General features: G+C 72.0%; 24 protein-coding genes. 12 read left to right on the forward strand and 12 right to left on the reverse strand.

What is annotated here, in order from left to right:
* The 3 genes from ACTWPP_RS39990 to ACTWPP_RS40000 all read left to right on the forward strand — a co-directional run bounded on the left by ACTWPP_RS39990 (position 1) and on the right by ACTWPP_RS40000 (position 4,136).
* Positions 1-1,935 (forward strand): acetyl/propionyl/methylcrotonyl-CoA carboxylase subunit alpha, encoded by a 1,935-nt coding sequence (locus tag ACTWPP_RS39990; RefSeq protein ID WP_443109681.1) that lies wholly within the window; start codon positions 1-3, stop codon positions 1,933-1,935.
* A gap of 2 nt (positions 1,936-1,937) precedes the next feature.
* The gene (locus ACTWPP_RS39995; protein WP_443109682.1) at positions 1,938-2,882 is read left to right on the forward strand and encodes a hydroxymethylglutaryl-CoA lyase; all 945 of its coding nucleotides are present in this window, start codon (positions 1,938-1,940) and stop codon (positions 2,880-2,882) included.
* A 105-nt stretch (positions 2,883-2,987) separates the two neighbouring features.
* Positions 2,988-4,136, forward strand: coding sequence for an acyl-CoA dehydrogenase family protein (locus ACTWPP_RS40000; RefSeq protein WP_443109683.1), 1,149 nt, complete (start codon positions 2,988-2,990; stop codon positions 4,134-4,136).
* 63 nt (positions 4,137-4,199) lie between these two features.
* Here the strand turns inward: ACTWPP_RS40000 and ACTWPP_RS40005 are convergent, their stop codons facing one another.
* Positions 4,200-5,435: a hypothetical protein gene (locus tag ACTWPP_RS40005; protein ID WP_443109684.1), complete on the reverse strand. Its 1,236-nt coding sequence runs from the start codon at positions 5,433-5,435 to the stop codon at positions 4,200-4,202.
* Positions 5,425-5,943: a SigE family RNA polymerase sigma factor gene (locus ACTWPP_RS40010; RefSeq protein ID WP_443109685.1), complete on the reverse strand. Its 519-nt coding sequence runs from the start codon at positions 5,941-5,943 to the stop codon at positions 5,425-5,427. The genes ACTWPP_RS40005 and ACTWPP_RS40010 overlap by 11 nt, the downstream gene beginning before the upstream one ends.
* 112 nt (positions 5,944-6,055) lie before the next feature.
* Between ACTWPP_RS40010 and ACTWPP_RS40015 the strand changes: the two genes are divergently transcribed.
* Together ACTWPP_RS40015 and ACTWPP_RS40020 are read left to right on the forward strand one after the other, a co-directional pair.
* Positions 6,056-6,817 carry an FkbM family methyltransferase gene (locus ACTWPP_RS40015; protein ID WP_443109686.1) on the forward strand — a complete coding sequence of 254 codons (762 nt, stop codon included), beginning with the start codon at positions 6,056-6,058 and terminating at the stop codon, positions 6,815-6,817.
* A 117-nt stretch (positions 6,818-6,934) separates the two neighbouring features.
* The gene (locus ACTWPP_RS40020) at positions 6,935-7,753 is read left to right on the forward strand and encodes an SAM-dependent methyltransferase (RefSeq protein ID WP_443109687.1); all 819 of its coding nucleotides are present in this window, start codon (positions 6,935-6,937) and stop codon (positions 7,751-7,753) included.
* 7 nt (positions 7,754-7,760) lie between these two features.
* Here ACTWPP_RS40020 and ACTWPP_RS40025 read toward each other — a convergent pair whose 3' ends face one another.
* From ACTWPP_RS40025 to ACTWPP_RS40040, 4 genes are all read right to left on the reverse strand, one after another.
* The gene (locus ACTWPP_RS40025; RefSeq protein ID WP_443109688.1) at positions 7,761-8,354 is read right to left on the reverse strand and encodes a class I SAM-dependent methyltransferase; all 594 of its coding nucleotides are present in this window, start codon (positions 8,352-8,354) and stop codon (positions 7,761-7,763) included.
* 56 nt (positions 8,355-8,410) lie between these two features.
* The gene (locus ACTWPP_RS40030) at positions 8,411-8,554 is read right to left on the reverse strand and encodes a hypothetical protein (RefSeq protein WP_443109689.1); all 144 of its coding nucleotides are present in this window, start codon (positions 8,552-8,554) and stop codon (positions 8,411-8,413) included.
* Positions 8,555-8,649: 95 nt separating this feature from the next.
* Positions 8,650-9,096, reverse strand: a complete 447-nt coding sequence (locus ACTWPP_RS40035; RefSeq protein WP_443109690.1) for a MarR family winged helix-turn-helix transcriptional regulator — start codon at positions 9,094-9,096, stop codon at positions 8,650-8,652.
* 245 nt (positions 9,097-9,341) lie between these two features.
* On the reverse strand, positions 9,342-10,367 hold the full coding sequence (locus ACTWPP_RS40040; protein ID WP_443109691.1) for a methyltransferase: 1,026 nt from the start codon (positions 10,365-10,367) through the stop codon (positions 9,342-9,344).
* 371 nt (positions 10,368-10,738) lie between these two features.
* On the opposite strand from ACTWPP_RS40040, the gene ACTWPP_RS40045 reads away from it, so the two are divergent.
* Positions 10,739-12,250 carry a DHA2 family efflux MFS transporter permease subunit gene (locus ACTWPP_RS40045; RefSeq protein WP_443109692.1) on the forward strand — a complete coding sequence of 504 codons (1,512 nt, stop codon included), beginning with the start codon at positions 10,739-10,741 and terminating at the stop codon, positions 12,248-12,250.
* A gap of 75 nt (positions 12,251-12,325) precedes the next feature.
* Here ACTWPP_RS40045 and ACTWPP_RS40050 read toward each other — a convergent pair whose 3' ends face one another.
* Positions 12,326-13,861, reverse strand: a complete 1,536-nt coding sequence (locus ACTWPP_RS40050) for an AMP-binding protein (protein WP_443109693.1) — start codon at positions 13,859-13,861, stop codon at positions 12,326-12,328.
* 60 nt (positions 13,862-13,921) lie between these two features.
* Positions 13,922-14,152, reverse strand: coding sequence for a DUF397 domain-containing protein (locus ACTWPP_RS40055; RefSeq protein WP_443109694.1), 231 nt, complete (start codon positions 14,150-14,152; stop codon positions 13,922-13,924).
* Positions 14,153-14,346: 194 nt separating this feature from the next.
* Here ACTWPP_RS40055 and ACTWPP_RS40060 point away from each other — a divergent pair, with 194 nt between their 5' ends.
* Entirely contained in the window at positions 14,347-15,009 is a 663-nt protein-coding gene (locus ACTWPP_RS40060) for an ATP-binding protein (protein WP_443109695.1), read from the forward strand.
* Here the strand turns inward: ACTWPP_RS40060 and ACTWPP_RS40065 are convergent.
* Both ACTWPP_RS40065 and ACTWPP_RS40070 read right to left on the reverse strand, forming a co-directional pair.
* Positions 14,942-16,375 (reverse strand): alpha,alpha-trehalose-phosphate synthase (UDP-forming), encoded by a 1,434-nt coding sequence (locus ACTWPP_RS40065; RefSeq protein ID WP_443109696.1) that lies wholly within the window; start codon positions 16,373-16,375, stop codon positions 14,942-14,944. The genes ACTWPP_RS40060 and ACTWPP_RS40065 overlap by 68 nt on opposite strands.
* Positions 16,376-16,815: 440 nt before the next feature.
* Complete coding sequence (locus ACTWPP_RS40070; RefSeq protein WP_443109697.1) at positions 16,816-17,271, reverse strand: DoxX family protein; 456 nt, start codon at positions 17,269-17,271, stop codon at positions 16,816-16,818.
* Between the two features lie 116 nt (positions 17,272-17,387).
* On the opposite strand from ACTWPP_RS40070, the gene ACTWPP_RS40075 reads away from it, so the two are divergent.
* Together ACTWPP_RS40075 and ACTWPP_RS40080 are read left to right on the forward strand one after the other, a co-directional pair.
* Complete coding sequence (locus tag ACTWPP_RS40075) at positions 17,388-17,849, forward strand: MarR family winged helix-turn-helix transcriptional regulator (RefSeq protein WP_443109698.1); 462 nt, start codon at positions 17,388-17,390, stop codon at positions 17,847-17,849.
* Positions 17,850-17,898: 49 nt separating this feature from the next.
* Entirely contained in the window at positions 17,899-18,993 is a 1,095-nt protein-coding gene (locus ACTWPP_RS40080; protein ID WP_443109699.1) for an FAD-binding protein, read from the forward strand.
* Between the two features lie 39 nt (positions 18,994-19,032).
* Here the strand turns inward: ACTWPP_RS40080 and ACTWPP_RS40085 are convergent, their stop codons facing one another.
* Positions 19,033-19,239 carry a hypothetical protein gene (locus tag ACTWPP_RS40085; RefSeq protein WP_443109700.1) on the reverse strand — a complete coding sequence of 69 codons (207 nt, stop codon included), beginning with the start codon at positions 19,237-19,239 and terminating at the stop codon, positions 19,033-19,035.
* Positions 19,240-19,255: 16 nt separating this feature from the next.
* On the reverse strand, positions 19,256-19,774 hold the full coding sequence (locus ACTWPP_RS40090) for a YbaK/EbsC family protein (RefSeq protein WP_443109701.1): 519 nt from the start codon (positions 19,772-19,774) through the stop codon (positions 19,256-19,258).
* A 109-nt stretch (positions 19,775-19,883) separates the two neighbouring features.
* Between ACTWPP_RS40090 and ACTWPP_RS40095 the strand changes: the two genes are divergently transcribed.
* The 3 genes from ACTWPP_RS40095 to ACTWPP_RS40105 are packed head-to-tail and all read left to right on the forward strand — an operon-like array spanning position 19,884 to position 23,760.
* Positions 19,884-20,588 carry a FadR/GntR family transcriptional regulator gene (locus tag ACTWPP_RS40095; protein WP_443109702.1) on the forward strand — a complete coding sequence of 235 codons (705 nt, stop codon included), beginning with the start codon at positions 19,884-19,886 and terminating at the stop codon, positions 20,586-20,588.
* Complete coding sequence (locus ACTWPP_RS40100; protein WP_443109703.1) at positions 20,585-21,955, forward strand: hypothetical protein; 1,371 nt, start codon at positions 20,585-20,587, stop codon at positions 21,953-21,955. Before ACTWPP_RS40095 ends, ACTWPP_RS40100 begins: the two co-directional genes overlap by 4 nt.
* Positions 21,952-23,760 carry a GMC family oxidoreductase N-terminal domain-containing protein gene (locus ACTWPP_RS40105; RefSeq protein WP_443109704.1) on the forward strand — a complete coding sequence of 603 codons (1,809 nt, stop codon included), beginning with the start codon at positions 21,952-21,954 and terminating at the stop codon, positions 23,758-23,760. Before ACTWPP_RS40100 ends, ACTWPP_RS40105 begins: the two co-directional genes overlap by 4 nt.
* Positions 23,761-23,763 lie beyond the last annotated feature (3 nt).

Consider the following 23,763-nt stretch of genomic DNA (forward strand, 5'->3'; position numbering starts at 1 on the left):
ATGTTCGACAGCGTCCTGGTCGCCAACCGCGGGGAGATCGCCGTCCGCGTCTTCCGCACGCTGCGGCGGCTCGGCGTCCGCTCGGTGGCCGTCCACACCGACGCCGACGCCCTGTCGCGCCATGTGCGGGAGGCGGACGAGGCCCTGCGGATCCCGTCGTATCTGGACATCGAGGCCGTCATCTCGGCGGCGCGCGACTCCGGTGCGTCGGCCGTCCACCCCGGGTACGGCTTCCTCGCGGAGAACACGGCGTTCGCGCGGGCGTGCGGCGAGGCGGGGCTGGCGTTCATCGGCCCGCCCGCCGAGGCGATCGAGGCGATGGGCGACAAGATCCGCGCGAAGCGGACCGTCGCGGCGGCCGGCGTCCCCGTCGTGCCGGGCCGGGACGAACCCGGTCTTTCGGACGCGGAGCTGGAGGCCGCCGCACTGGAGGTCGGGCTGCCGGTGCTGCTGAAGCCGTCCGCGGGCGGCGGCGGCAAGGGGATGCGGCTCGTCCGGGACGCGGCGGACCTGCCGGAGGCGATCGCGTCCGCCCGCCGCGAGGCGCGCGGCTCGTTCGGCGACGACACGCTGCTCGCCGAGCGGTTCGTCGACAACCCCCGGCACATCGAGATCCAGGTCTTCGCCGACGGCCACGGGAACACCGTCCACCTGGGCGAACGCGAGTGCAGCCTGCAGCGCCGGCACCAGAAGATCATCGAGGAGGCGCCGTCCCCGCTGCTGGACGCCGCCGCGCGGGAGCGGATGGGCGCCGCCGCCGTCGCCGCCGCCCGCGCCGTCGGCTACGTGGGCGCCGGGACGGTCGAGTACATCGTCCCGGCGGACCGCCCGGACGAGTTCTTCTTCATGGAGATGAACACCCGGCTCCAGGTGGAGCATCCGGTCACCGAAATGGTCACGGGCCTCGACCTGGTCGAACTGCAGCTCCGGGTGGCGGCGGGCGAGGCGCTGCCTCTCGCCCAGGGCGACGTCCGCCTGGACGGGCACTCGATCGAGGCCCGCGTCTACGCCGAGGACCCCGCGCGCGGTTTCCTCCCCACCGGCGGCCGCGTCCTCGCCCTGACCGAGCCCGGCGCCCGCGTCGATTCCGGGCTCGACGTCGGCACCGAGGTCGGCGGCGCCTACGACCCGATGCTCGCCAAGGTCATCGTCCACGGCTCCGACCGCGCCGAGGCCCTGCACCGCCTCGACCGCGCTCTCGCCTCGTACACGCTGCTGGGCGTCCCGACGAACGTCGCGTTCCTGCGTTCGCTGCTGCACCACCCGTCCGTCGTCTCGGGCGATCTCGACACGGGCCTGGTCGAACGCAGCCTTGACGGCCTGCTCCCCGGAGCGTCCGTCCCGCGCGAGGTGTTCGCCGCCGCCGCGCTCGAACGGATGCGGGCGCTCGAATCCGGCGGCGACCCGTGGGACGTCCCCGACGGCTGGCGTCCCGGCGCCCACGCCTGGACGCCCTGGATCATCACCCCGTCCGGCGGCGGCCCGGTGGAGGTCCGCGTCCAGGGCCGCGCCGAGTCCGCCCGCGTCGCCATCGGCGATGACCCTCCGGTCACAGCATCGCTCGGCAGGCCGTTCACGCTGACCTACGCTGGAAGGACGACCTCGTTCGAGGCCGCCCGTGACGGGCACACGCTGTGGCTCGGCCGCGACGGGCACGCATGGGCGCTGAGCGAGCACGTCCGCGCCGAGGCGGGCACGGCGGCCGCCGCCGGCGGCGACGGCGTGCTGCGCAGCCCGATGCCGGGCACGGTCCTGGCCGTCAAGGCGGCCGAGGGCGACCGGGTGTCGGAGGGGCAGCCGCTCGTGGTCGTCGAGGCGATGAAGATGGAGCACACCGTCACCGCGCCGCTCACCGGCGTCGTGGCGAAACTGCCGGTCCGCGCGGGCGCGCAGGTCGCCCTCGACGCGGTCCTGGCCGTGATCGAGGAGGCATGACGATGCGGGTACCCCTTTCCGGCCTGCCCGGGCGGGTCACGATCTACGAGGTCGGGCCGCGGGACGGGCTGCAGAACGAGAAGGCGGTCGTCCCCGTGGACGTCAAGGCCGAGTTCGTGACCCGGCTGGCCGGCGCGGGCCTGCGCACGATCGAGACGACCAGCTTCGTCCATCCCGAGTGGGTACCGCAGCTCGCCGACGCCGAAGACCTCCTCGACGTCCTGCCGCGCTCCCCCGACCTGCGCTACCCCGTCCTCGTCCCGAACGAGCGGGGCCTCGACCGGGCGCTCGCCAACGGCGTCACCGAGATCGCGGTGTTCGGCAGCGCCACCGAGTCGTTCGCCCGCCGCAACCTCAACCGCACCGTGGACGAGTCGCTCGCGATGTTCGCGCCCGTCATCGAACGCGCCCACGCCGAGGGGCTATGGGTCCGTGCCTACATCTCGATGGTGTGCGGCGACCCGTGGGAGGGGGACGTCCCCATCGAGCAGGTCGTGTCCGTCGCGTCCCGCATGATGGACCTCGGCTGCTCCCAGCTCAGCCTCGGCGACACCATCGGCGTCGGCACGCCCGGCCACGTCACCGCCCTCATCGAGGCGCTCGGCGCCGCCGGCATCGGCACCGAGCGGCTCGCCGTCCACTTCCACGACACCTACGGGCAGGCCCTCGCCAACACCCTCGCCGCCCTCCGCGCCGGCGTCACCGTCGTCGACGCCTCCGCGGGCGGCCTCGGCGGCTGCCCGTACGCCGAGAGCGCCACAGGCAACCTTCCCACCGAGGACCTCGTCTGGATGCTGCGCGGCCTCGGCATCGAGACCGGCGTCGACCTCGACGAGCTCGTCGCCACCAGCCTCTGGATGGCCCGCCGCCTGGGCCGCCCCAGCCCGTCCCGCGTAGTCCAGGCCCTCGCACCGGAAGTGAGCGGCGGCGCGCGCGGCCTGGACTGAGGAGCGGGCGCAGCGGCGAAGGAGCGAGCACGTGACGAAGGAAGGCCGCGCGAAAGGCGCCGCGAACCGGAGCGCCGGAGGCGCGACCATGAACAGGGAGTAGCAATGATCGACTTCACGCTCAGCGACGAGCAGGAGGAGCTGCGGCGCACGGTGGAGCGGTTCGCCCGCGAGACGGTCGCCCCGGTGATCGGCGACCTGTACGAGCGCGGCGAGTTCCCGTACGACATCGTCGCCGCGATGGGCAAGATGGGCCTGTTCGGGCTGCCGTTCCCCGAGGAGCACGGCGGCATGGGCGGCGACTACTTCGCCCTGTGCCTAGCCCTGGAGGAACTCGCCCGCGTCGACTCGTCCGTGGCGATCACCCTGGAGGCGGGGGTCTCGCTGGGCGCCATGCCGATCTACCGGTTCGGCTCGGACGAGCAGAAGGCGCGGTGGCTTCCGCGGCTCACGTCCGGGGAGAACCTGGCGGGCTTCGGCCTGACCGAACCCGGCGGCGGCTCCGACGTTCCCGGCGGCATGCGCACGACCGCCCGCCTGGACGGCGACACCTGGGTCATCAACGGGTCGAAGGCGTTCATCACCAACTCCGGCACCGACATCACCGCGTTCGTGACCGTCACCGCCTTCACCGGCGACGGCGAGATCTCCACGATCATCGTCCCGAACGGCACCCCGGGCTTCACGGTCGGCCGCAAGTACTCCAAGGTCGGCTGGTCGGCGTCCGACACCCGCGAACTGTCCTTCGACGACGTGCGCGTCCCCACCGAGAACCTCGTCGGCGAGCGCGGTCGCGGCTACGCCCAGTTCCTCCGCATCCTGGACGAGGGCCGCATCGCGATCGCCGCGCTCTCCGTGGGCCTCGCCCAGGGCTGCGTGGACGAGTCCCTCCGCTACGCCCGGGAGCGGGTGGCGTTCGGCAAGGAGATCGGCCGCTACCAGGCCATGCAGTTCAAGATCGCCGACATGGAGACGCGCGCCCACACCGCCCGTCTCGCCTACTACGCGGCGGCCGCGAAACTGCTCGCCGGCGAGCAGTTCAAGAAGGAGGCCGCGATCGCCAAGCTCGTCGCGTCCAACGCCGCGATGGACAACGCCCGCGACGCCACCCAGATCTTCGGCGGCTACGGCTTCATGAACGAGTACGCCGTCGGCCGCTTCTACCGCGACGCCAAGATCCTCGAAGTGGGCGAGGGCACCTCGGAGGTCCAGCGCATGCTGATCGCCCGCGCCCTCGGCCTCCCCCCGTCCTGACGGGCCGGGCCGCCGGCCGGCCCGCGGACCGGCCGGCGGTATCGGCGTTCTCGTGCCGTGCCGTCAGCGGATCTTCGAGAGGTCGAGCAGCGTCGTCCCGTCCTTGTTCATGAAGAAATGCTGCGGGTCGCGGTCGTTCCGTCCCCGCCCCATCACCTCGTTGTACCGCCGTATCCCGGTGTCGAGCAGCGTGCCGGTCTTGACGTCGTACAGGATGTGGTGCTTCGTCCCGGGCCCTTCCGGAAAGAGGGGAAGGAACCGTCCGTAGACGAGGCCCCGCACCGGCCCCATGAAGTTGTCGAAGGGCAGCAGCCTGCCCGCCTTCCCGTCCCTGCGCTGCACGGCGGTCGCCATGTCCCGGTGGTAGGTGACACCCCGCGCGGGGCTGCCGACGCACCAGGTCACCCCGCACGACCATGCTCCCTTGAACGGCGCGAGACCGGCCCCGCGGCGCTCCCCGGTCCGCACGTTCCGCAGCGACCGGTACATGATGTCCCCGACCGTGTCCCCGCGGGACGCGGGTGAGCCGATCCAGGGCCAGGAGACGATCCCGAAGCCTCCGGTGCCGGGGATCTCCTCCGGCGCCCCGCCCGACAGCGGCGCCTTGTACACGCCGTCGCCCATGCCCCAGACGATGGAGTCGCCGTCGATCAGCAGCGTGGACAGCGACGACCCCGGCATCGCGATGAGCTTGCGCGCGGCGCCGCCGGCGAGCGGCGCCCCCCAGATCTCGACCGTGTCGCGGCCGTCCACCCGGTACGACAGCCACCAGATGACCTGCCCTCGCCCGACGGTGAAGTCGGACGCGAAGATCTTCGAGCCGCGCGGCACCACCACGTCGGTGATCGCGGTGGCCTTGCGGGTCCCGAGGTCGTAGGACCACAGCTGGTCCGGGACCTGGAGGGACGCTTCGGTCGCCCCCACCAGCGTGTCGCCGTCCAGCACCGTGACGGGGTGCAGCGCGCGCCCGTCCGGCAGCTCGCGCGGGACGCTCCGGACGGCCGCCGGCCACCGTTCGCGCACCTTGACGGGCGTTCCCAGTTCCTTGGGCGATATCGGCTTCAGCTTGCCGGGCACCGCGACATCGGGCGCGTCCTCGCCGGACCGCACCGCCACACCGGCCGCGCCCGTCCCGCCGAGGACCACCGCGACGGCGAGCGCGGCGGCCGACGTCCGGCGGCGCCGCCTCCTGCGGTGCCCCCTCTCCACCCGCTCCAGCAGGTCCGGCTCAACGCCCGGCGCCTCCCGCGCCGCCGTCGTGAGCGTGCCGCGCAGCGCCCGGTCCAGATCATCGTTCATGGTGCCCTCCCACCGTGGACGCGGCGGCCGGACGCCAGTCCGCGCGGAGTTTGCCCAGCGCGCGGGCCGCCTGGCTGCGGACCGTGCCGCGCGAGATGCCGAGCGTCCCGGCGATCTCCTCGTCCGAAAGGTCCTCGTAGTAGCGCAGGACCAGCACCGCCCGCTGCCGCGGCGGAAGCACCGTCAGCGCCTCCCACAGCCGCGGATCCTCCTCGGCCCGCTCCAGGCCGCGGTCGTCGTACCGCCCTTCGGGGACGCTGCCGACCAGATGCTCGCGTCGCCGCCGCCGCCATACGCTGATGTGCTGACGCGCCATGATCTTGCGGACGTACCCCTCGGGGTCGTCCTTGTTCATCACCCGCCCCCAGGCGCCGCGCAACCTGACCAGCCCCTCCTGCAGGAGGTCCGCCGCGTCGTCGGCGTTGCCGGTGAGCACAAAGCCGTAACGCAGCAGTGCCTGGGCGCGGGTCGTCACGAACTCCTCGTACGTCACGCCGTCGTCGTCCAATGGCCCGTCCCTTCCCGTCCCCCCAAGGACGCCCGGCCCCGCGAAACTGTTGCACGCCGCCGCCCCGGCTCTTCGACCGCTGGGACACCGCGGCGCGCGGTAGTGTCGGCGGATGCTGCTGCGCGCGTACGGGATCGCCCGCTCCTTGATCATGTACTACGGCGTTCCGGGCAAGCACCGGCGCGCATCGCGCCTCTACGGCGAGTTCCTGCAGCCCGGCGACCTCGCCTTCGACATCGGCGCCCACGTGGGCGGCCGCGTGCGCGTCTGGCGGCACCTGGGGGCCCGGGTGATCGCGGTCGAGCCGCAGCCCGACTGCCTGCGCGTCCTGGGCCTCTTCTACGGCCGCGACCCGGGCGTCACCATAGTCCCCGGAGCCGCCGGGGCGAAGCCGGGGCGGGCGCAGCTGGCGCTGTCCACGGCGACGCCCACCGTCTCCTCGATGTCACCGGACTGGATCAGGTCGGTGACGACGGACAGCGGCTTCGCCCGCGTCCGCTGGGACCGCTCGGTCGAGATCGAGGTGACCACACTGGACGACCTCATCGCCGCCCACGGCGTGCCGGCCTTCTGCAAGATCGACGTCGAGGGTTTCGAAGCCGACGTGCTGGCCGGGCTCACGCGGCCCCTCCCCGCACTGTCATTCGAGTACGTGCCATCGGCCCACGACGCCACCATGGAAGCACTGCGCATCGTCGAGCAGCTCGGCGCGCAGGCGGGCGGCTACGTCTACAACTACTCCCCCATCGAAACAATGCGCTTCGCCGCCCCCCGCTGGCTCGACGCACCCGCCCTGAAGCGGCAGCTCGAACGCATCCGCCCCCGAGGCCGCTCCGGCGACGTCTACGCCCGCATCCGCGAACCGCGCGAGTGACCGTCACCGCGGCGGCGAGCCCACCGGGTGGAGCAACGCCCGTGAACGTCATCCATCAGGTAACGACACTTACTAATATGTGATGCGCGCCACCGCACCGACCTATGGGGGCCTTCCGTGCCGGAGACAGCAGACCAACCGTCCTCAGCGGACCTGAGAACCGATGTGGCCCACTCGGCCCGGGTCTATGACTATCTTCTGGGAGGCAAGGACAACTTCGCCGCCGACCGCACGGCCGCCGAAGAGGTCGTCAAGATCGCGCCCTACATGCGCACCTCCGTGCGCGCCAACCGCAACTTCATGGTGCGGGTGGCCCGCCACCTGGCCGCCGATCGCGGCATCACGCAATTCCTGGACATCGGAACCGGTCTACCGACCTCTCCCAATCTGCACGAGATCGTCCAGGCGGTCGACCCGTCCTCCAGGATCGTCTACGTCGACAACGACCCGATCGTGCTCGTGCACGCCCGCGCCCTCCTCACCAGCTCTCCCGAAGGACGCTCCCGCTACATTCACGCCGACCTTGGCGAACCGGAGGCCATCCTGGCCTCCCCCGATGTGCGGGACACGCTCGACCTCCGCCGGCCCGTGGCGCTCTGCCTCATCGCCGTCCTGCATTTCATCCACGACGAGGACCACGCGCACGACATCGTCGAACGGCTCCTGGAACCGCTCGCCTCCGGCAGTTTCCTCGCCCTGTCCACGATCACCATCGACAGCGGTCCCGAGGAGGTCGCCGCCGCCGTGGCGGAGTTCAACGCACGCGGCATCAACTCCAAGGCCCGTACGAAAGAACAGGTCAAAAGCTTCTTCGACGGCCTGGAACTGGTCGACCCCGGTGTGACCCCCGTGCACCACTGGCGCCCGGACGACGAGGCCCGCTCGATCGACGACTCCCAGGTCTCCATGTACGGCGGTCTCGCGCGCAAACCCTGATGCGGCACTAGCGGCGGTGCGCCACGAAGACGGTGAGGTCGGACAACTCCCGCCGGGTGACATCGGAGAACCGGCCGCGCATCTCGCGCTCAACGCGTTCCAGTTGGTCGTCCGGCAGTGTCAGGTGCCGGGTGACCCTGGACGGGCGGCGGCCCCCATGCCAGGCGATCGCCACGCGGCCTCCGGGGCGTGTCACGCGGTGCAACTCGTCCAGTCCGGCCTCCAGGCTGGGCCAGAGGCCCACGGTGTTGACCGAGACCGCACAGTCGAACTCGGCGTCGCCGAACCCGGTGTCCTCGGCGGTTCCGAGCCGAAGGTCCGCCCGCGTCCCCCGTTTGAGGGCCATCTCGCGCATCTCCGGGGACGGATCGACACCGCAGACCCGTCCCGCGGGCGTCCGGGCGAGGCGGCGGATCAGGCCGCCCGGCCCGTATCCGACCTCCAGAACCTGCTCCCCCGCCCGGATGTCGAGCAGGTCCACCATCTCGTCCTGCTTGTTCATCCGCAGCATGAGGCGTCCGGCGAGCCGCCCGCGCAGCCCGCTCGGCATGACGAAGGGCGAGCGGGTCGCCCTGCCCGAGGTCCACGGCGTCGTCTCCACATCGAAGGACCTTCCCCGACGACACGCCTGGAATCCGGTGACGCGGAGGCGAAGTCTCATGCCGGCGCCGCATGGCCGCCCGCCTGGCCGTCATCGTCGGCCTGCTGGGCCAGGCGCAACAGTTCGGGCACGCCGCCGACACCTGTGTGCGCGCCGAACCCGAAGACGACTTCCTGTACCGGCATCGTTCTGCCTTTCATTCGAGGGCGCTCCGCAGGTCAGCGCCGTTCGTAATGCGAACCATGTTAGTTCGTACTACGAACTTTAATCCTTCGTGTCGCGGGGACGCGGAGTCTCAGTGCTCGCCGGCAGCGGTCCCATCGTCCGGCTCCCTGAAGACCACCGGAACCTTGTTGTCCCGCACTACGCGGCCGAGCAGACCGGCGAGCGCGTCCCGTTCGGCGGCGCCGAGCCCCGCCGGCAACTTCTCGACCCGTCGGCAGGTCTCGTCGTAGAACTCCTCTGCGAGCCTGCCGCCCTTCGGAGTCAGCGCGACCCGCACCCCACGCATGTCCCGCGGGTCCGGCTCGCGCCGGACCAGGCCGTTGCGCTCGGTACGGTCCACCAGGCCGGTAAGGCTCGACTTGGCCAGCCCCAGTACCGCCCCCAGCTCACCCATGGAGTACGACTGCGCCATGAGCACGCACAGCAACTGACCCTGCTGCGACGTGATGCCGTGCTCCCGGGCCGACTCTGCATAGACGGCATTCACCAGAAACGAGGCCCGCACCAACGCGGACACAACCCCGATCCGCCCCTCACCCTGCCTACCCACGCGACCAGGCTACATCTGAACACCCGAAAAATTCGCAAGGCGAACTATCCGCCACCGTGCGGACCGACGTGGGCGAGGCCCGACCAGTGCCTGTAGCGCCTCCATTGGATCACCCGCACACGGTCGACGCGGTTCGGAGACCCGCATCCGGACCGAGCGAACGTGCTGCGGCTCATGGCGGCGGACGCGGCTGCGTTGCAGGACCACGTTGCCTAGGCCGGGCGGGCTTCCAGGACGCTGAACGTGGGGCCTCGGGCGGGGACGCCGGTGGGCCGGAGGCCCGCGCGCTGGAAGAGGTCCTCGTATTGGGACTGGGTGCGTTGCAGGCCGCCGCGGGTCATCACGAGCATTTCGAGGTCGAGCCACTTCATGCGCGACGGGCTCGGGCCCTCGTGGAGGGGGCCTTCGCCGAGGAGGAGGCGGCTGCCGGGCCCCATGGCCCTGCGGCAGTTGGTGAGGATCCGGACGGCTCGGTCGTCGTCCCAGGCCTGGACGACGTGGCAGAGGACGTAGGCGTCGCAGCCGGGCGGAACCGATTCGAAGAACGTTCCGGCGATCATCCGGCAGCGGTTCTCGGCGAGGGCCGTGTGCAGCGGGCCGTCTTCGGCGTCCGCGATGGCGCCCGGCAGGTCGTAGAGGACGCCCCGGGTGCCGGGGTTGGCGGTCAGGATCTCGGCGAGGACCACGCCGTGGCCGCCGCCGACGTCCACGATCGTGTGGCCGGGGGCGAAGTCGCAGCCGGCGACGACGGGGGCGATGAACTCGCCGGAGTGCGCGATCATCGCCTCGTTCAGGACGGCGCCGTCGGCGGGGTTGTCGCGCAGGTGGTCGAAGAGGTCCCGGCCGTGGACGTGCGCGAAGGCCGGTTCGCCGGTGCGGACGCTGTGCTCCAGGCCGTCCCACGCCTCCCGGTGGAACGTGGAGCCGGTCAGCAGGGCGTAGCCGCGCAGGGAGGGGACGTCGCCGCGCAGGAGGTCGCCCAGGGGGGTCCCGCTGAAGAGGCCGTCTTCGCGTTCCTTGACGACGCCGACGTCGGAGAGGGCGCGGAGCAGGCGGCGCAGGGTGGGCGGGTGAGCGCCCACGGCGCGTGCGATGTCGGCGGCGGAGCGCGGGCCGGACGCCAGCTCGTCGGCGATCTTCAGCCGGGCGGCCACGCTGACGGCCTGGGCGACCCAGCCGCCGGTGAGCAGGCCCATCATCGACACGGCCAGCGGGTTCTCGGGCACCTCGGTTGACATCACGCCTCCACACGTTGGACCACTGACAGTATTCATCTGAATTCAGAGGGTGGCCAGGCGCCGATGAGCCACGGAAGGCGACCGAGTTCGTCTCCCAGTGAAGGCCGAGGCAGGCGCCGATGTCGCGTCGGTCACACCGGGTTGACCTCCAGCGTGGTCGAGGTCCGAGGCTGGACGTCGCAGAGCAGCGCGAATTTGTCCGACTTCGTTGGAATACTCACGTATCCCACGAGAGTTAACGGTTCGCGGAACTGTCAGTCGCTGCAGTATTTTGCGGCGGTACCCCCTGAGACGTGCTCATCGGTCCCCGCGTGCCCGCATGCGGGGCCCTGACGATTGGATAGAAGTTGACCGCTCCCGCATCTCCCAAGATGGCGGACGGCCCACGGAGGGAACCTGACGCGGGCGGAGGTCTCGACCGCGGCGTGCTGGCGGTGGCCGGCGTCGTCGTCCTCGGCGCGATCATGTCGATCCTCGACGTGACCGTCGTCAACGTCGCCATCAACGATCTCGCCAAGGAGTTCAACACCTCGCTGGCGACGATCCAGTGGGTGGCGACGGGCTACACCCTGGCGCTGGCCACGGTGATCCCGATCACCGGATGGGCCTCGGCGAGGTTCGGCACCAAGCGGCTGTACATGATCTCGCTGGTGCTGTTCGTGCTCGGCTCGACGCTCGCCGGTCTCGCGTGGTCGGCCGAGTCCCTGATCTTCTTCCGGGTCCTGCAGGGCCTGGGCGGCGGCATGATCATGCCGGCCGGCATGACGATCATGACGCAGGCGGCGGGCCCGCAGCGGGTCGGCCAGGTGATGAGCATCATCGGAGTCCCGATGCTGCTCGGCCCCATCATGGGCCCGATCCTCGGCGGATGGCTCGTCGACGACGTCTCGTGGCGGTGGATCTTCTTCATCAACCTGCCGATCGGCATCGTCGCGCTGGTGCTGGCCGCCAGGATCCTCAAGCCGGACGAGCCGAAGCCGGCCGAACGGCTCGACCTCATCGGGCTTCTCCTGCTGTCCCCCGGCCTGGCTTCGCTGATCTACGGTGTGGCCAAGGGCGCCGAGGGGCGCGACTTCCTGCAGACCGAACCACTGGCCTTCACGGTCGCCGGCGCGGTGCTGGTGGCCGGGTTCGTGTTCCGGGCCCTGCACGCCGAGAACCCGCTGATCGACCTGCGGCTGCTGAAGCGCCGGTCGGTGGCCGCGGCGTCCGGCACGATGGTGCTGTTCGTGACCGCGTTCATGGGCGCGATGCTGCTGCTGCCGCTGTACTACCAGACGGTGCGCGGCGAGGGCGCGATGGCCTCGGGCCTGCTGCTGGCCCCGCAGGGCCTCGGCGCGATGATCACGATGCCGATCGGCGGGAGGCTCGTCGACCGGATCGGGCCCGGGCGTGTCGTGCTGAGCGGCCTGGTCGTCGTGGTGCTGTCGGTGGCGGGCTTCGCCGCGATCCTGGAGGCCGACACGTCCTACTGGGCGCTCGGCACGGTGCTGTTCACGATGGGCCTCGGCATGGGCATGACGATGATGCCGGTCATGGCCGCCGCCATCCAGACCCTCGCGCACGACGAGGTGCCGCGCGCCAGCACGATGCTGAACATCATCCAGCAGGTGTCGGCGTCCATCGGCACCGCGATGATGGCGGTCCTGCTGGCCCGCCAGCTGACGTCCAAGCTCGGCGGCGGGGCCGGCGGCGAGATCGGCGGCACCGAGGAGGTGCCGCCGGCGGTCATGGAGAAGATCGCCGGTCCGATGGCGGACGCGTTCCAGCACACCTACTGGTACGGCGCCGTGCTGATCGCCCTGGCGTTCATCCCGGCACTGCTGCTGCCGCGCAAGAAGCCGGAGGCCGCCGGCGTCGACACGCCGATGCCGATGCACTGAGCGCGCCTCTGGCGAACTCGAGACCCGGCCGGGCCCCCGAGAGGGACCGGCCGGGTTTCGCCGTTCAGGGCCGTCTCAGGCCGTCGCGGGACGTCCGTCCGCCCAGTACTCGTCCTTCAGCAGCCGCTTGTAGAGCTTGCCGGTCGGGTGCCGGGGCAGCTCGGGCCGGAAGTCGACCGAGCGCGGGCACTTGTAGTGGGCGAGCTGGTCGCGGCAGTACGCGATGAGCTCGGCCTCCAGCTCGGGCCCCGCGTCGTCCATGGACAGGGGCTGGACGACGGCCTTCACCGCCTCGCCCATCTCCGTGTCCGGGACGCCGAAGACGGCGACGTCGGCGACCCTGGGGTGCACGGCCAGGACGTTCTCCGACTCCTGCGGGTAGATGTTCACCCCGCCACTGATGATCATGTAGGCCCGGCGGTCGGTGAGGTAGAGGAAGCCGTCCTCGTCCACGTAGCCGACGTCGCCCAGGGTGCTCCAGCCGCGCCCCTTCGGGTCCCGGGACGCGGCGGTCTTCGCCTCGTCGTCGTGGTACTCGAACTGGGGGCCGTTGCCGAAGTAGAGCGTTCCCGGCTCACCGGGCGGCAACTCGTTGCCTTCTTCGTCGCAGACGTGGACCTCGCCCAGGACGCAGCGTCCGACGGTGCCCTTGTGGGCGAGCCAGTCCTCGGAGTTGGTGTAGACGAAGCAGTTGCCCTCGGTGCCGGCGTAGTACTCGTGCAGGATCGGGCCCCACCACTCGATCATCCGCTCCTTGATCGGTATGGGGCAGGGCGCGGCGGCGTGCACGGCGGCGCGCAGGCTGGACACGTCGTAGCGGGCGCGGGTCTCCTCCGGGAGCTTGAGCATCCGGATGAACATGGTCGGCACCCACTGGCTGAGCGTGGCGCCGTGCTTCTCGATCGCGGCGAGGGCCTGCTCCGGGTCGAACTTCTCCATCACCACGACGGTCGCGCCGAAGCGGTGCATGGTGATGCAGTAGCGCAGCGGCGCGGCGTGGTAGAGCGGCGCCGGCGACAGGTAGACCGAGTCGGCGTCGGGCTGGAAGAGCAGCGACAGAAGCTGGTACAGCGGCCCGGGCTCGCCCATCGGCGCCTTGGACAAGTTCGGTTTCACCCCCTTGGGGCGGCCTGTCGTGCCGGACGAGTAGAGCATGTCCACGCCTTCGCACTCGTCCTCGATCGGCGTGGACGGGTGCTGCGCGACGCGCTCCTCGTACGAGTCGTAGCCGGGTGCCGTGCCGCCGAGCATGAGGCGCAGGGGGACGTCCGGCGGGTGCTGCGCGGCGGTCTCCATCGACGCGCTGGTGATGAAGGCCTTGGCCTCGCAGTTGTCCACGATGTAGGCGAGCTCTTCATACTGGAGCCGCGTACTGATGGCGGTGTAGTAGAGCCCGGAACGCTGGGCCGCCCAGGCGATGGCCAGGTACAGCGGATGGTTCTCCAGCATGAAGGCGATGTGGTCCCCCGGGCGCAGCCCCTCCCGGTGGAGCAGCTGCGCGAGCCGGTTGGACTCCTCGTTCAGTTCCCGGAATGTAATGACTCGCCCGGAGCCCGCCATGACGACGGCGGGCTTGTCGGGCGTCTGTGCGGCGATCTGCCCCAGGTGCATGGCCGCACGTTACCGGGCCGGACCACGGAATGGAATCCCGTTCGGTTTCATCCGCCGTGGTCAGACGAGCATGTGGTCGAAGTCGCCGTCCTTGGCTCCCCCCACGAAGGCCTCCACCTCCTCGCGCGTGTAGACGAGCACCGCTCCCCCGGGGTCCCGGGAGTTGCGCACGGCGATCTCCCCGTTGGGGAGTTCGGCCATCTCGACGCAGTTCCCGGACGGATTGCTGCGCCGGCTCTTCTGCCAGACGAGCTCGCTGCGCCAGACGTCCGACATCGGTTGGCCGTCCATCGTTGCCCCCTCTAGGCGTCTCAGCCTCCCCGCGGGAGGCCGCGATCTCGCCCCACCCCACACAATGGTACGAGATGCACGTGCATTCGTTCTTGCATTCGTTCATGCAGACGGTCTTGCATCTGCACGACTTGGGGAGCAAGATAGCGAACGCTCGCCGGTGACCGACCCCGCACGCCCCTGAGGTTTTGACCATGACCGTTGACCAGGCAGACGAAGTCGCAGCGCCCGCCGCCATGGGAGGCGGCAGGCCGCGGCACGCCGCGGCCCTTCATCCCTGGCCGGACTCGCCTCCGGCGCCGAACGGCCCGAACGGCCCCGCGACCGTCCCGGTGGTCGCACCGGGCCTGGCCGGGCTCTGGCCCGCGCCCCACACGGGCACCCCGCGCATGGCACGGCGCGTGTTCCCCGCGGAGATCACCACGCCCCGATCGGCGCGTGAGTTCACCGAGGCCACGCTCGGCGGCTGGGGCCTGACCGAGGACGTCGAGGACGTCGTGATCGCGGTCTCGGAGCTGACCACCAACGCGCTCCGGCACGGCATGGAGGGACTCCCCCAGCCGCTGCCGCTGTGCCCCATCCAGCTCGTCGTCATCGGGCACCCCAGGCGCCTCGTCGTCTCGGTGACCGACCCGGGCGGACGGCCCCCCGAGGCCCTCCCGAGCGACCCCGACCGGTTCATCGAGGGCGGCCGCGGCCTCCTCGTCGTCGGCGCGGTCAGCGACGCGTGGGGCTGGGCACGGCTCGCCACCGGAGGCAAGGCCGTCTGGGCGGCCTTCGACCTGCGGGTCAGCCTTCCATCACCGCGGGAATCGGCCGAGCCTGGAGCGAACGCTCCGGACGCTCCAGCTCGCTGAGGAACGCGTGGGCCCACCGGTCCACGTCGTTCTCGATCACCCGGCGTCGCATCGAGCGCATCCGCCGCGCCTGCTCGGCGGGCTCGGCGGCCAGCGCGGACAGCAGCGTGCCCTTCAGACCGTCGATGTCGTAAGGGTTGACCTGGAACGCGCCCCGCTTGAGCTCGGCGGCGGCACCGGTGAACTCGCTGAGCACGAGCGTCCCGCGCAGGTCCTTGCGGCACGCCACGTACTCCTTGGCGACCAGGTTCATCCCGTCCCGCAGCGGGGTCACCACCATCACGTCCGCCGCCAGGTACAGCGCGGTCAGCTCGTCGCGGTCGTACGAACTGTGCAAATAGTGAACAACCGGAAATCCGATCTCGCCGTATTCGCCGTTGATCCGCCCGACCTGCTGCTCGATCTCCTCACGGAGCAGCTGGTACTGCTCGACCCGCTCGCGGCTCGGCGTGGCGATCTGCACGAACACGGCCTGCCCCGGCTTGAGGTGGCCGTCCTCGAACAGCTCCCCGAACGCCTGCAGCCGCTGCGTGATCCCCTTGGTGTAGTCGAGCCGGTCCACGCCGAGCAGGACGGTCGCGTCCCCGAGATCGGTCCGGATCTCCTGTGCCCGCTCCTGGACCTCCGGACGCCCGACCAGGTCGTTCAGCTCGCCCACGTCCACCGAGATCGGGAACGCGCGGGCCCGCACGGCGCGGTCGTCCCAGAAGACGTCCTGCTTGACGTAGCGGGCGTCCAGGAGCCGCCGGCAGAGCCGCACGAAGTTGGCCGCCGCGCCGGGGAGCTGGAAGCCGACCAGGTCGGCGCCGAGCAGCCCCTCCAGGATCTGCCGCCGCCACGGCAGCTGCCAGAACAACTCCAGCGGCGGGAACGGGATGTGCAGGAAGAAGCCGATGCGCAGGTCGGGACGCAGCTCGCGCAGCATCCGCGGGACGAGCTGGAGCTGGTAGTCCTGCACCCAGACGATCGCGCCCTCGGCCGCGACCTTCGCCGCGGCCTGCGCGAACCGCCTGTTCACCCGGACGTAGGCGTCCCACATCGCGCGGTCGTAGACGGGCGGGGCGATGACATCGTGGTAGAGGGGCCAGAGCGTGGCGTTCGAGAAGCCCTCGTAGTAGAGCCGGACCTCCTGCGCGGACTGCATGATCGGGTGCAGCGACATGCCGTCCTCCTCGAACGGCTCCAGCTCCTCGTCCGGCGCGCCCGTCCAGCCGATCCAGGTGCCCTGCCTGCGCCGCATCACCGGAGCGATGGCGCTGACCAGGCCGCCGGGGCTGCGCCGCCAGCGCGGAACGCCGTCCGCTCCGACGGTCCGGTCGACCGGAAGCCGATTGGCCACCACAACGAACTCACTACCGCGCGACACCTGCGACCCGCCTCTCCAGGAACTCTCAGCGCTCACTCATGCCCAGAAACGGTCATCGGGAACATCTTGTCACTTCGACGCTAAGGCGGGCGATCCGAAAAGGGCGATGTCAGGCGTGCGGGGCGGCGGCTCGCGGGGATTGGAGCGGGCCATATTCCTTTCCAGGCAGGTAACCGATGTTTACCGGGCGGTCACGCCGGCCGTGACTGCGACCGAAGTGTTACTTAAGTCACACCTCGTCACCCGGGCGCGGCGCCGGACGGCCCCGCAGGCGACCCGCGGGCTGTCACGGGACGCCCCGGGGCCGATCACGGGCGGGCGGGACGGTCGCGGGCGGGCAGGTGTCGGCGGTGGCAGAGGTCGTCGGTGGCAGAGGTCGTCGGTGGCAGGAGTCGTGGTCGGGCAAGGGGGCGCAGGCGTTCGGGCGGGTGGGTCGGGCGTCAGGCGGGGGCGGGGTCGCGCTCGCGGGTGTCCTCGCGGCGGCCCCACAGGACGGCGTCAAGGGAGAAGCGGCCGGCGCCCACGAGCGCGAGGAGCAGGGCGGTGGCGCCGAGGACGAGCACGTACTCGTAGCCGCCGTCGCGGGTGAACAGGCCGTTGTCCATGTGGACGTACCAGAACGCGCCCGCCATGTTCAGGGCGATCAGCACACCCGCGATCGGCATGAGGAGGCCGGCGATGAGCGCGGCTCCCCCCAGCAGTTCGACCCACGTGGCGTAGTAGGCGGCCAGGCTCGGGAGCGGGATGCCGAGTTCGTCGAAGGAACCGGTGACGCCCGCGTGCCCGGTTCCGGTGAGTTTCTGCCAGCCGTGCGCAATGAAGATCACACCGACGGCGAGCCGGCCGATGAGCAGGCCTGCGTCGGTCAGGGCGGGGTGGCGGCGGGGTGGGAGCATGCCTCGTCTCCTCCGGTCGGACGTCGGGCGGGAACTAGCAGAATGCTAGCGACATGATTCAAATTCAGACCATCTAGAAAACTCAACCCGTCTTTCACACCAACTAGAATCACCGCATGAGCGATGCGGGCGACGCCCTGGAACCTCGGGAACTGCGCGCCTGGATGGCCTTCCTGGCCGCCGGCCATCTGGTCGACCACGAGATCGAGCGGCAGCTCAAGCGGGACGGCGGGCTCTCCCACCCCGAGTTCGAGGTGCTGGTCAAGCTGCGCGGCGCGGACGGCAACCGGCTGCGCATGTCCGACCTGGCACGCGAGGTGATGGTGTCCAAGAGCCGGCTCACCTACCAGGTCACCCAGCTCGAACGGGCCGGGTTCGTCAAGCGCACCGGCTGCGTGTCGGACCGCCGCTCGGTCTGGGCGGAGCTGACCGACGAGGGCGCCGCCGCGCTCGCCAGGGTCCGGCCGGGGCACCGCCGCGTCGTCCGCGAAGCCCTCATCGAGGTCCTGACGCCCGAGGAGATCGACCTCCTCGGCGACGCGCTCGGCCGCGTGGCGGGCCGCCTGCGCGGGCGGTGACCGCCGGACGTGCGGCAGGCTGCGGGACACGTGCGGCAGGCTGTGGGACATGCGTGACTTCGGCGGGATCGTGGAACGCTCACCCGTCCGGGTGGCCCGGCCCGGATCGGCGGGAGAAGTCGCCGACGCCGTACGGGAGGCCGCCGCGCAGGGCCTGGACGTGGTGCCGCGCGGCTTCGGGCACTCGACGTACGGCCAGTCGCTGACCGCGGGCGTGTCCCTCGATCTGCGCGGGCTCACCGGCGTCGAGGTCGGAGCGCGGCAGGCGACCGCCGCCGCGGGGACGAGCTGGCGCGACGTCCTCGCCGCGACGCTGCCGCACGGTCTGACCCCGCCCGTGCTCACCGACTACCTCGACGTGACGGTCGGCGGGACGATCTCGGCGGGCGGCGTCGGCGGGACGTCGCACGTCCACGGGACGCAGGCCGACAACGTCCTGGCCCTGGACGTCGTCGTCGACGGCGATCCGGTGACCTGCTCCCCTGCCGTGCGGCCCGATGTCTTCGACGCCGTCCGCGGCGGGCTCGGCCGGCACGGCGTCATCACGGGGGCGACCCTGCGGCTCGTCCCCGCGCCGGAGCGGGTGCTGTGCTGCACCATCCCGTGCCGGGACGCCGGGGACGTGCTCCGCGTCCAGCGCGAGGTGCGGGCCGACGACGTCTCGGCCCGGGTCAAGCCGTCAGAGGACGGGTGGGTCTTCGAGGCGAAGGCAGTCCTGTACGGGGACGGCGCCGAGCCGCCTCCCGGCACGGCGGAGGCCGAGGAACTCCCCTACGCCGGCTTCTGCGACCGTATGCGTCCCGATGTGGAGGAACTGATCACGCTCGGCGAGTGGGCGCGGCCGCATCCGTGGGGGATGGTCTTCCTGCCCGCGTCCCGCGCCGCGGCCGTGATCGAGCCGACGCTCGCGACGATGACCGCGGACGGCCTCGGGCTCAGCGGGGTCATCCTGATCAAGGCCCTGCGGATCGGTCACGTCCCGATGCTGGACGCTCCGGACGATCCCGTCCTGTTCAGCGTGCTGCGGACCGCGTCGCCGGGCTGCGCGTCCGTGCCGGAGATGCTCGCCGGCAACCGCGCTCTTCTCGACCGCGCCCGCGCCGAATGCGGCACCCCCTACGCCGTCGGCTCGATCCCCGTCTGAACGGCCGGAGATGCCCGTCCCGGTGCTGCGGGGGTTCCTTCAGGCCACCGGGTGGGCGGACTGGAAGGCCGGGCGCCCGTCGGCGCCGGAGGCGAGCCGGTCACAGACGTCGTCCAGGTCCATGAACACCTGCCACGTCGGTTCGCCGGACGCGGCGGCCGGCGCGTCCACGACGCGCTGTTCGAGGTCCGGGACGCGCTTGGCCTTATCGACACCGCGTTCCCGGAGGAGGGCGGCGGAGGCCATCCCGGAACGGTGGCCGTCAGAGGGCGAGGGAGATGACCTCGGCGCCGGGAAGGCCGGTGAGGGCCTTGCCCGGAAGAAGGATCTTGGACTTGCGCAGCCCGCTGCCGATGACGACGCGGGAGGCGGCCGCGACGGCCTCGTCCACCAGGACCGGCCACCCGCCGGGGAGGCCCACCGGGGTGATGCCCCCGTACTCCATGCCGGTGAGCGCGGTCGCCTCCGCCATCGGCGCGAACGACACCTTCCGGGCGCCGAGGTGCTTGCGGACGACGCCGTTCACGTCCGCGCGGCCGGTGGCGAGGATCATGCACGCCGCGTGGGTGACCTCGCCGCCGCGTTTCGCGGCGACGACCACGCAGTTGGCGCTGACCTCCAGCGGAACGTCGTAGCGCTCGCAGAACGCCGCCGTGTCGGCCAGTTCCGGGTCGATCCCGGCGACCTCGGCCTCCGGCAGGTCCCCGATCGCCGCGGCGACCGGGTCCGCGAGCAGGTCCGGGTGCTCGTTCGCCGGTCCCCAATCGAGCGTGCCGACCATGTGCGCGTCCCCTTTCGTGTTCCCGGTTCCCACCCTGCCATGGGTCTTGACGCCGGAGGACGTAGCGTGGTCCAGTGGCTGAGCCACTGGACCACCCGATGGAGATTCGATGACGTCCTCGCCGATCCCCCGCGACACCGTCGTGGACTCCCTCGTCGACCGGCTGCGCGACGACGTGCTGAAAGGCCGCTACCAGCCCGGCGCCTACCTGCCGCCCGAGCGTGAGCTGGCCGCCGGCTACGAGGTCACCCGGACGTCGCTGAAGCACGCGATCGTCCGGCTCGCGCAGGCGGGACTGCTGGAGACGCGGCACGGCGTCGGGACCCGGGTCCGCGACTACGAGCGGCTCGGCGGGCCCGAGCTGCTGCCGATGCTGGTCAGCGCGGTCGGACCGGCCTGGATGCGGGAGATCTTCGAGGTGCGGCGGGAGGTGGGCGCGCAGGTGGCGGCCAAGGCGGCCGGGAACGCCACGCCCGGGCAGCGCGACCGGCTGCGGGAGCTGGCCGCGCAGCTGCGGGACGCGGACGGCGCGGACGCGGCGCAGCTCGTGGAGTGCGAGATCCACCGCGTCATCGGCCGCGCGACCGGCAACCGCGTGTACGGGTTCATGGTCAACGCCCTGCTGAACGCCTACATGACCGTCCGGGAGGGGTTCACGCACGCGTTCGCCGACCCCGCCGCGGCGGCGGATCGCCTGGCGCCGCTGATCGACGCGCTGTGCGCGGGTGAGGCCGCACGGGCGCACGCGGCGGCGGCGGCCTACTTCGCCGAGACCGAATCGATCATGGTCGCGGGGCCGGGGAGGACGCGATGAGCGCACGGCGGACGACCTTCGACGAGGTCATGGACGGCCGCTTCCGGCTCGCCGGGCAGGACGGCGAACGCCGGCTGCGGCTGGAGCTGTCGGTGGACATGCCCGAGGTGCTGCGGCCGTGGCGCGACACCGAGGGCGATCTTGCCGGGCGCGTCCACGTGCCCGGCTGGGCCGACGACCGGGCGGCGACGGGACGGCTCAGGGTCGCACCGCTCACCGCCCGCCGGATCCGCTACACCATGGACTTCACCGCCGACGACGGGCGGCGGATGCGGCTGGACGGCTGGAAGTCGGTCGACCCGCGCCGGCCCGTCCGCTCGATGACGACCCTCCCGGTCACGGTGACGGACGAGGACGGAGCCGTGGCCGGCGAGGGGGTCCTGCGCTTCGACCTGCGCCGCGATCTGTTCCGCTTCCTCGCGGGCGCCCGGTTCCCGGGGCCCGACCCGATGCGGTCGCGCTGGCGGGGCAAACCGGGCCGGCTCGAGGTCTGGTACACGACGCTGACCGACCCGGCGACGGGCACGGGCGTCTGGATTCACCATGAGCTGGTCGCGCCGGACGGAGGCGGGGCGCGCACGCACGGCTGGGCCGCCGTCTTCCCGCCCGGCGAGACCCCGGTGTTCGCGCGCTTCGGCCCCTACGGGTGGAGCCGTCCCGAGGACGCCGCGTTCGCGGCCGGCCCGGTTGCGCAGACCGACGACAGGCTCACCGGCATCGCGGGGAGCATCGCGTGGGATCTGCGTGAGACAGGCGGTGGACGGCCGATTCACACGTTCCCGCGCTGGGCGTGGGAATCGGAGCTGCTGCCCGCTGCGCAGATCGTCCCGAAGCCGGTCGCGACATATGACGGAGAGGTCAGGTTCGGTGACCGTGTGCTCGAACTGGACGGCGCCTCTGGCGGGTCCGCCCGCATCTACGGGCACGGCAACGCGCGGCGCTGGGCGTGGCTGCACGCCGACCTCGGCGGCGGCGACGTGTGCGAGATCGTCGCGGCGGTCTCGACGCGGCCGGGCATGAACCGGCTGCCTCCGCTCCCGTTCGTCCGGCTGCGGGTGGACGGCACCGATCTGCCCTCCGGGGATCCGCTGCTGGCCGCTCTCCGGCTGCGGGCGAACATCGAGCTGCCGACCTGGACGGTGCGCGGCCGCATCGGTGACCGGCGCATCCGGGTCGAGGTGACGCAGCGCCCGGAGGAGACCGTCGCGGTGGACTACGCCGACCCGGACGGCGCCCCGGCTGTCTGCCACAACTCCGAGCGCGCCGACGTCCGGATCGTGCTGTCCCGGCGGGCGGGACGCGGCTGGGAGACCGAGCGGGAGTGGCGGCTGGACGGGACCGGGCACGCCGAGGTGGGGCTGCGGTGAGCGCCCTGACGGGAACGGTCGCGACGCTGCTCGGCATCGAGGACGCCGGGGACCTCGCCCGCGTCACCGCCGGCGCGGAGACCATCGCGGGGTCGCTGCCCGCGCCCGCGCGGCTCGGCCTGCGCACCGGCGCGGGAACGCTGGACGTGCTGGCGCGTCTCACCACCGGGCACGCCCTGGACGGCCTCGACGCCGACGCCCGCGACGCGTTCTGCGCGCGGGTGGCGGCGCGCCCGTCCACGGCCAGGATCGTCGAGATGATGAAGATCCCGCTGCTGCTGGCCGCCGGGACCGAGTTGCTGCCCGCGCCGCCGCCCCCGCGCGGCCTGGCCCGCCCCGATCCCGTCCTGGACTGCGCGCCGTCGGCGGAGTGGCCCGGCTGCACGACCGCCGACGCCGTCGTGGTCGGGTCGGGCGCGGGCGGCGCGATGGCGGCCAGGACCCTCGCCCGGCGCGGCATGTCGGTGATCGTCCTGGAGGAGGGGCGGCGGTTCACCTCCCGCGAGTTCCGGGAGCGCCCGCCGCTCGAACGCTTCCTCGGCCTGTACCGGGACGGCGGCGCCACGGTCGCGCTCGGCCGGCCGCCCGTGCTGCTGCCCGAGGGCAGGGCGGTCGGCGGCTCCACCGTGGTCAACAGCGGCACCTGCTACCGGACGCCGGACCACGTCCTGCGCCGGTGGGCGGACACCGGTGCCCCCGTGGAGGGGTTCGGCGCGCGTCTCGACGAGGTGGAGGCCACGCTGCGGGTCGCGCCGCAGCCGATGGGACCGCTCGGCCGCAACGGGCTCCTCGCGCTCGCCGGCGCGGAACGGCTCGGCTGGCGCGCCGCGCCGCTGCGGCGCAACGCGCCGGGCTGCGTGGGCAGCGCGCAGTGCGCCGTCGGATGCCCGCACAACGCCAAGTACGGCGTGCACCTGAACGCGCTGCCGCAGGCGTGTGAGGAGGGGGCCCGCATCGTCACCGAGGCCAGGGCCGAACGGATACTGGTCGAACGCGGCACGGCGACTGGTGTGCGCGCGCGCCGCCCCGACGGCACGTTCTTCGAGATCCTCGCGCCGCGGATCGTCGTCGCCGCGGGCGCCACCCAGACGCCCCTGCTTCTGCGGCGCTCCGGCCTCGGCGGGCATCCGGAACTGGGACGCGGCATGGCCGTCCACCCCGCGACGAACATCGCCGGGCGCTTCGCCGAGCCGGTCGTGTCGTGGTCGGGGGTCATGCAGAGCGTCGGCATCGAGGAACTGCGCGCCGACGGGATCCTCATCGAGGCGACGGCCACCCCGCCCGGCATGAGCTCGTTCCCGCTGCCCGGCCTCGGCCGGAGCCTGCGGCGCGAACTGGCGGACGCCGGCCGGCTCGCCGTGCTCGGGGCGATGATCGCGGACGCCCCGTCCGGCCGCGTACACGGCGCCAGGCACCGGGCGGTGCTCCGCTACGACCTGGCCCGCGAGGACGCGGCCCGGCTGCGCCGCGCCATCGTCGCGATGGGCCGGGTGCTGTTCGCCGCCGGTGCCGAGGAGGTGCTCACCGGCCTCGCCCGCCGGCCCGTCGTCCGGGACGAGGCGGAGCTGACCCGTGCCGTCGCCATGGCCCCCGCGGCGGACCTCCACCTCGCCGCGTTCCACCCGACCGGCACGGCGAAGCTCGGCGCCGACGAGGCCGTGGCGCCGGTCGCCCCGTCCGGGCGGCTCCGGGGCGTGCGCGGCGTCCATGTCGTGGACGCGTCCGTCCTGCCGAGCTGCCCCGAGGTGAACCCGCAGCTCACCATCATGGCGATGGCGTTGAGCATCGCCGAAGGCATCGAGTAGCGG

Source organism: Actinomadura sp. 3N407 (genome assembly GCF_052245875.1).
Lineage (GTDB): Bacteria > Actinomycetota > Actinomycetes > Streptosporangiales > Streptosporangiaceae > Spirillospora.

Coding starts and splice junctions, on each gene's coding strand:
- ACTWPP_RS40030 (WP_443109689.1), bottom strand. CDS start 8,554: ATGAAAGGCAGAACGATGCCGGTACAGGAAGTCGTCTTCGGGTTCGGC.
- ACTWPP_RS40100 (WP_443109703.1), top strand. CDS start 20,585: ATGAGCGCACGGCGGACGACCTTCGACGAGGTCATGGACGGCCGCTTC.
- ACTWPP_RS40095 (WP_443109702.1), top strand. CDS start 19,884: ATGACGTCCTCGCCGATCCCCCGCGACACCGTCGTGGACTCCCTCGTC.
- ACTWPP_RS40050 (WP_443109693.1), bottom strand. CDS start 13,861: ATGCACCTGGGGCAGATCGCCGCACAGACGCCCGACAAGCCCGCCGTC.
- ACTWPP_RS40090 (WP_443109701.1), bottom strand. CDS start 19,774: ATGGTCGGCACGCTCGATTGGGGACCGGCGAACGAGCACCCGGACCTG.
- ACTWPP_RS40040 (WP_443109691.1), bottom strand. CDS start 10,367: ATGTCAACCGAGGTGCCCGAGAACCCGCTGGCCGTGTCGATGATGGGC.
- ACTWPP_RS40070 (WP_443109697.1), bottom strand. CDS start 17,271: ATGCTCCCACCCCGCCGCCACCCCGCCCTGACCGACGCAGGCCTGCTC.
- ACTWPP_RS40045 (WP_443109692.1), top strand. CDS start 10,739: ATGGCGGACGGCCCACGGAGGGAACCTGACGCGGGCGGAGGTCTCGAC.
- ACTWPP_RS40005 (WP_443109684.1), bottom strand. CDS start 5,435: ATGAACGATGATCTGGACCGGGCGCTGCGCGGCACGCTCACGACGGCG.
- ACTWPP_RS40085 (WP_443109700.1), bottom strand. CDS start 19,239: ATGGCCTCCGCCGCCCTCCTCCGGGAACGCGGTGTCGATAAGGCCAAG.
- ACTWPP_RS39990 (WP_443109681.1), top strand. CDS start 1: ATGTTCGACAGCGTCCTGGTCGCCAACCGCGGGGAGATCGCCGTCCGC.
- ACTWPP_RS40080 (WP_443109699.1), top strand. CDS start 17,899: ATGCGTGACTTCGGCGGGATCGTGGAACGCTCACCCGTCCGGGTGGCC.
- ACTWPP_RS40055 (WP_443109694.1), bottom strand. CDS start 14,152: ATGGACGGCCAACCGATGTCGGACGTCTGGCGCAGCGAGCTCGTCTGG.
- ACTWPP_RS40000 (WP_443109683.1), top strand. CDS start 2,988: ATGATCGACTTCACGCTCAGCGACGAGCAGGAGGAGCTGCGGCGCACG.
- ACTWPP_RS40075 (WP_443109698.1), top strand. CDS start 17,388: ATGAGCGATGCGGGCGACGCCCTGGAACCTCGGGAACTGCGCGCCTGG.
- ACTWPP_RS40060 (WP_443109695.1), top strand. CDS start 14,347: ATGACCGTTGACCAGGCAGACGAAGTCGCAGCGCCCGCCGCCATGGGA.
- ACTWPP_RS39995 (WP_443109682.1), top strand. CDS start 1,938: ATGCGGGTACCCCTTTCCGGCCTGCCCGGGCGGGTCACGATCTACGAG.
- ACTWPP_RS40015 (WP_443109686.1), top strand. CDS start 6,056: ATGCTGCTGCGCGCGTACGGGATCGCCCGCTCCTTGATCATGTACTAC.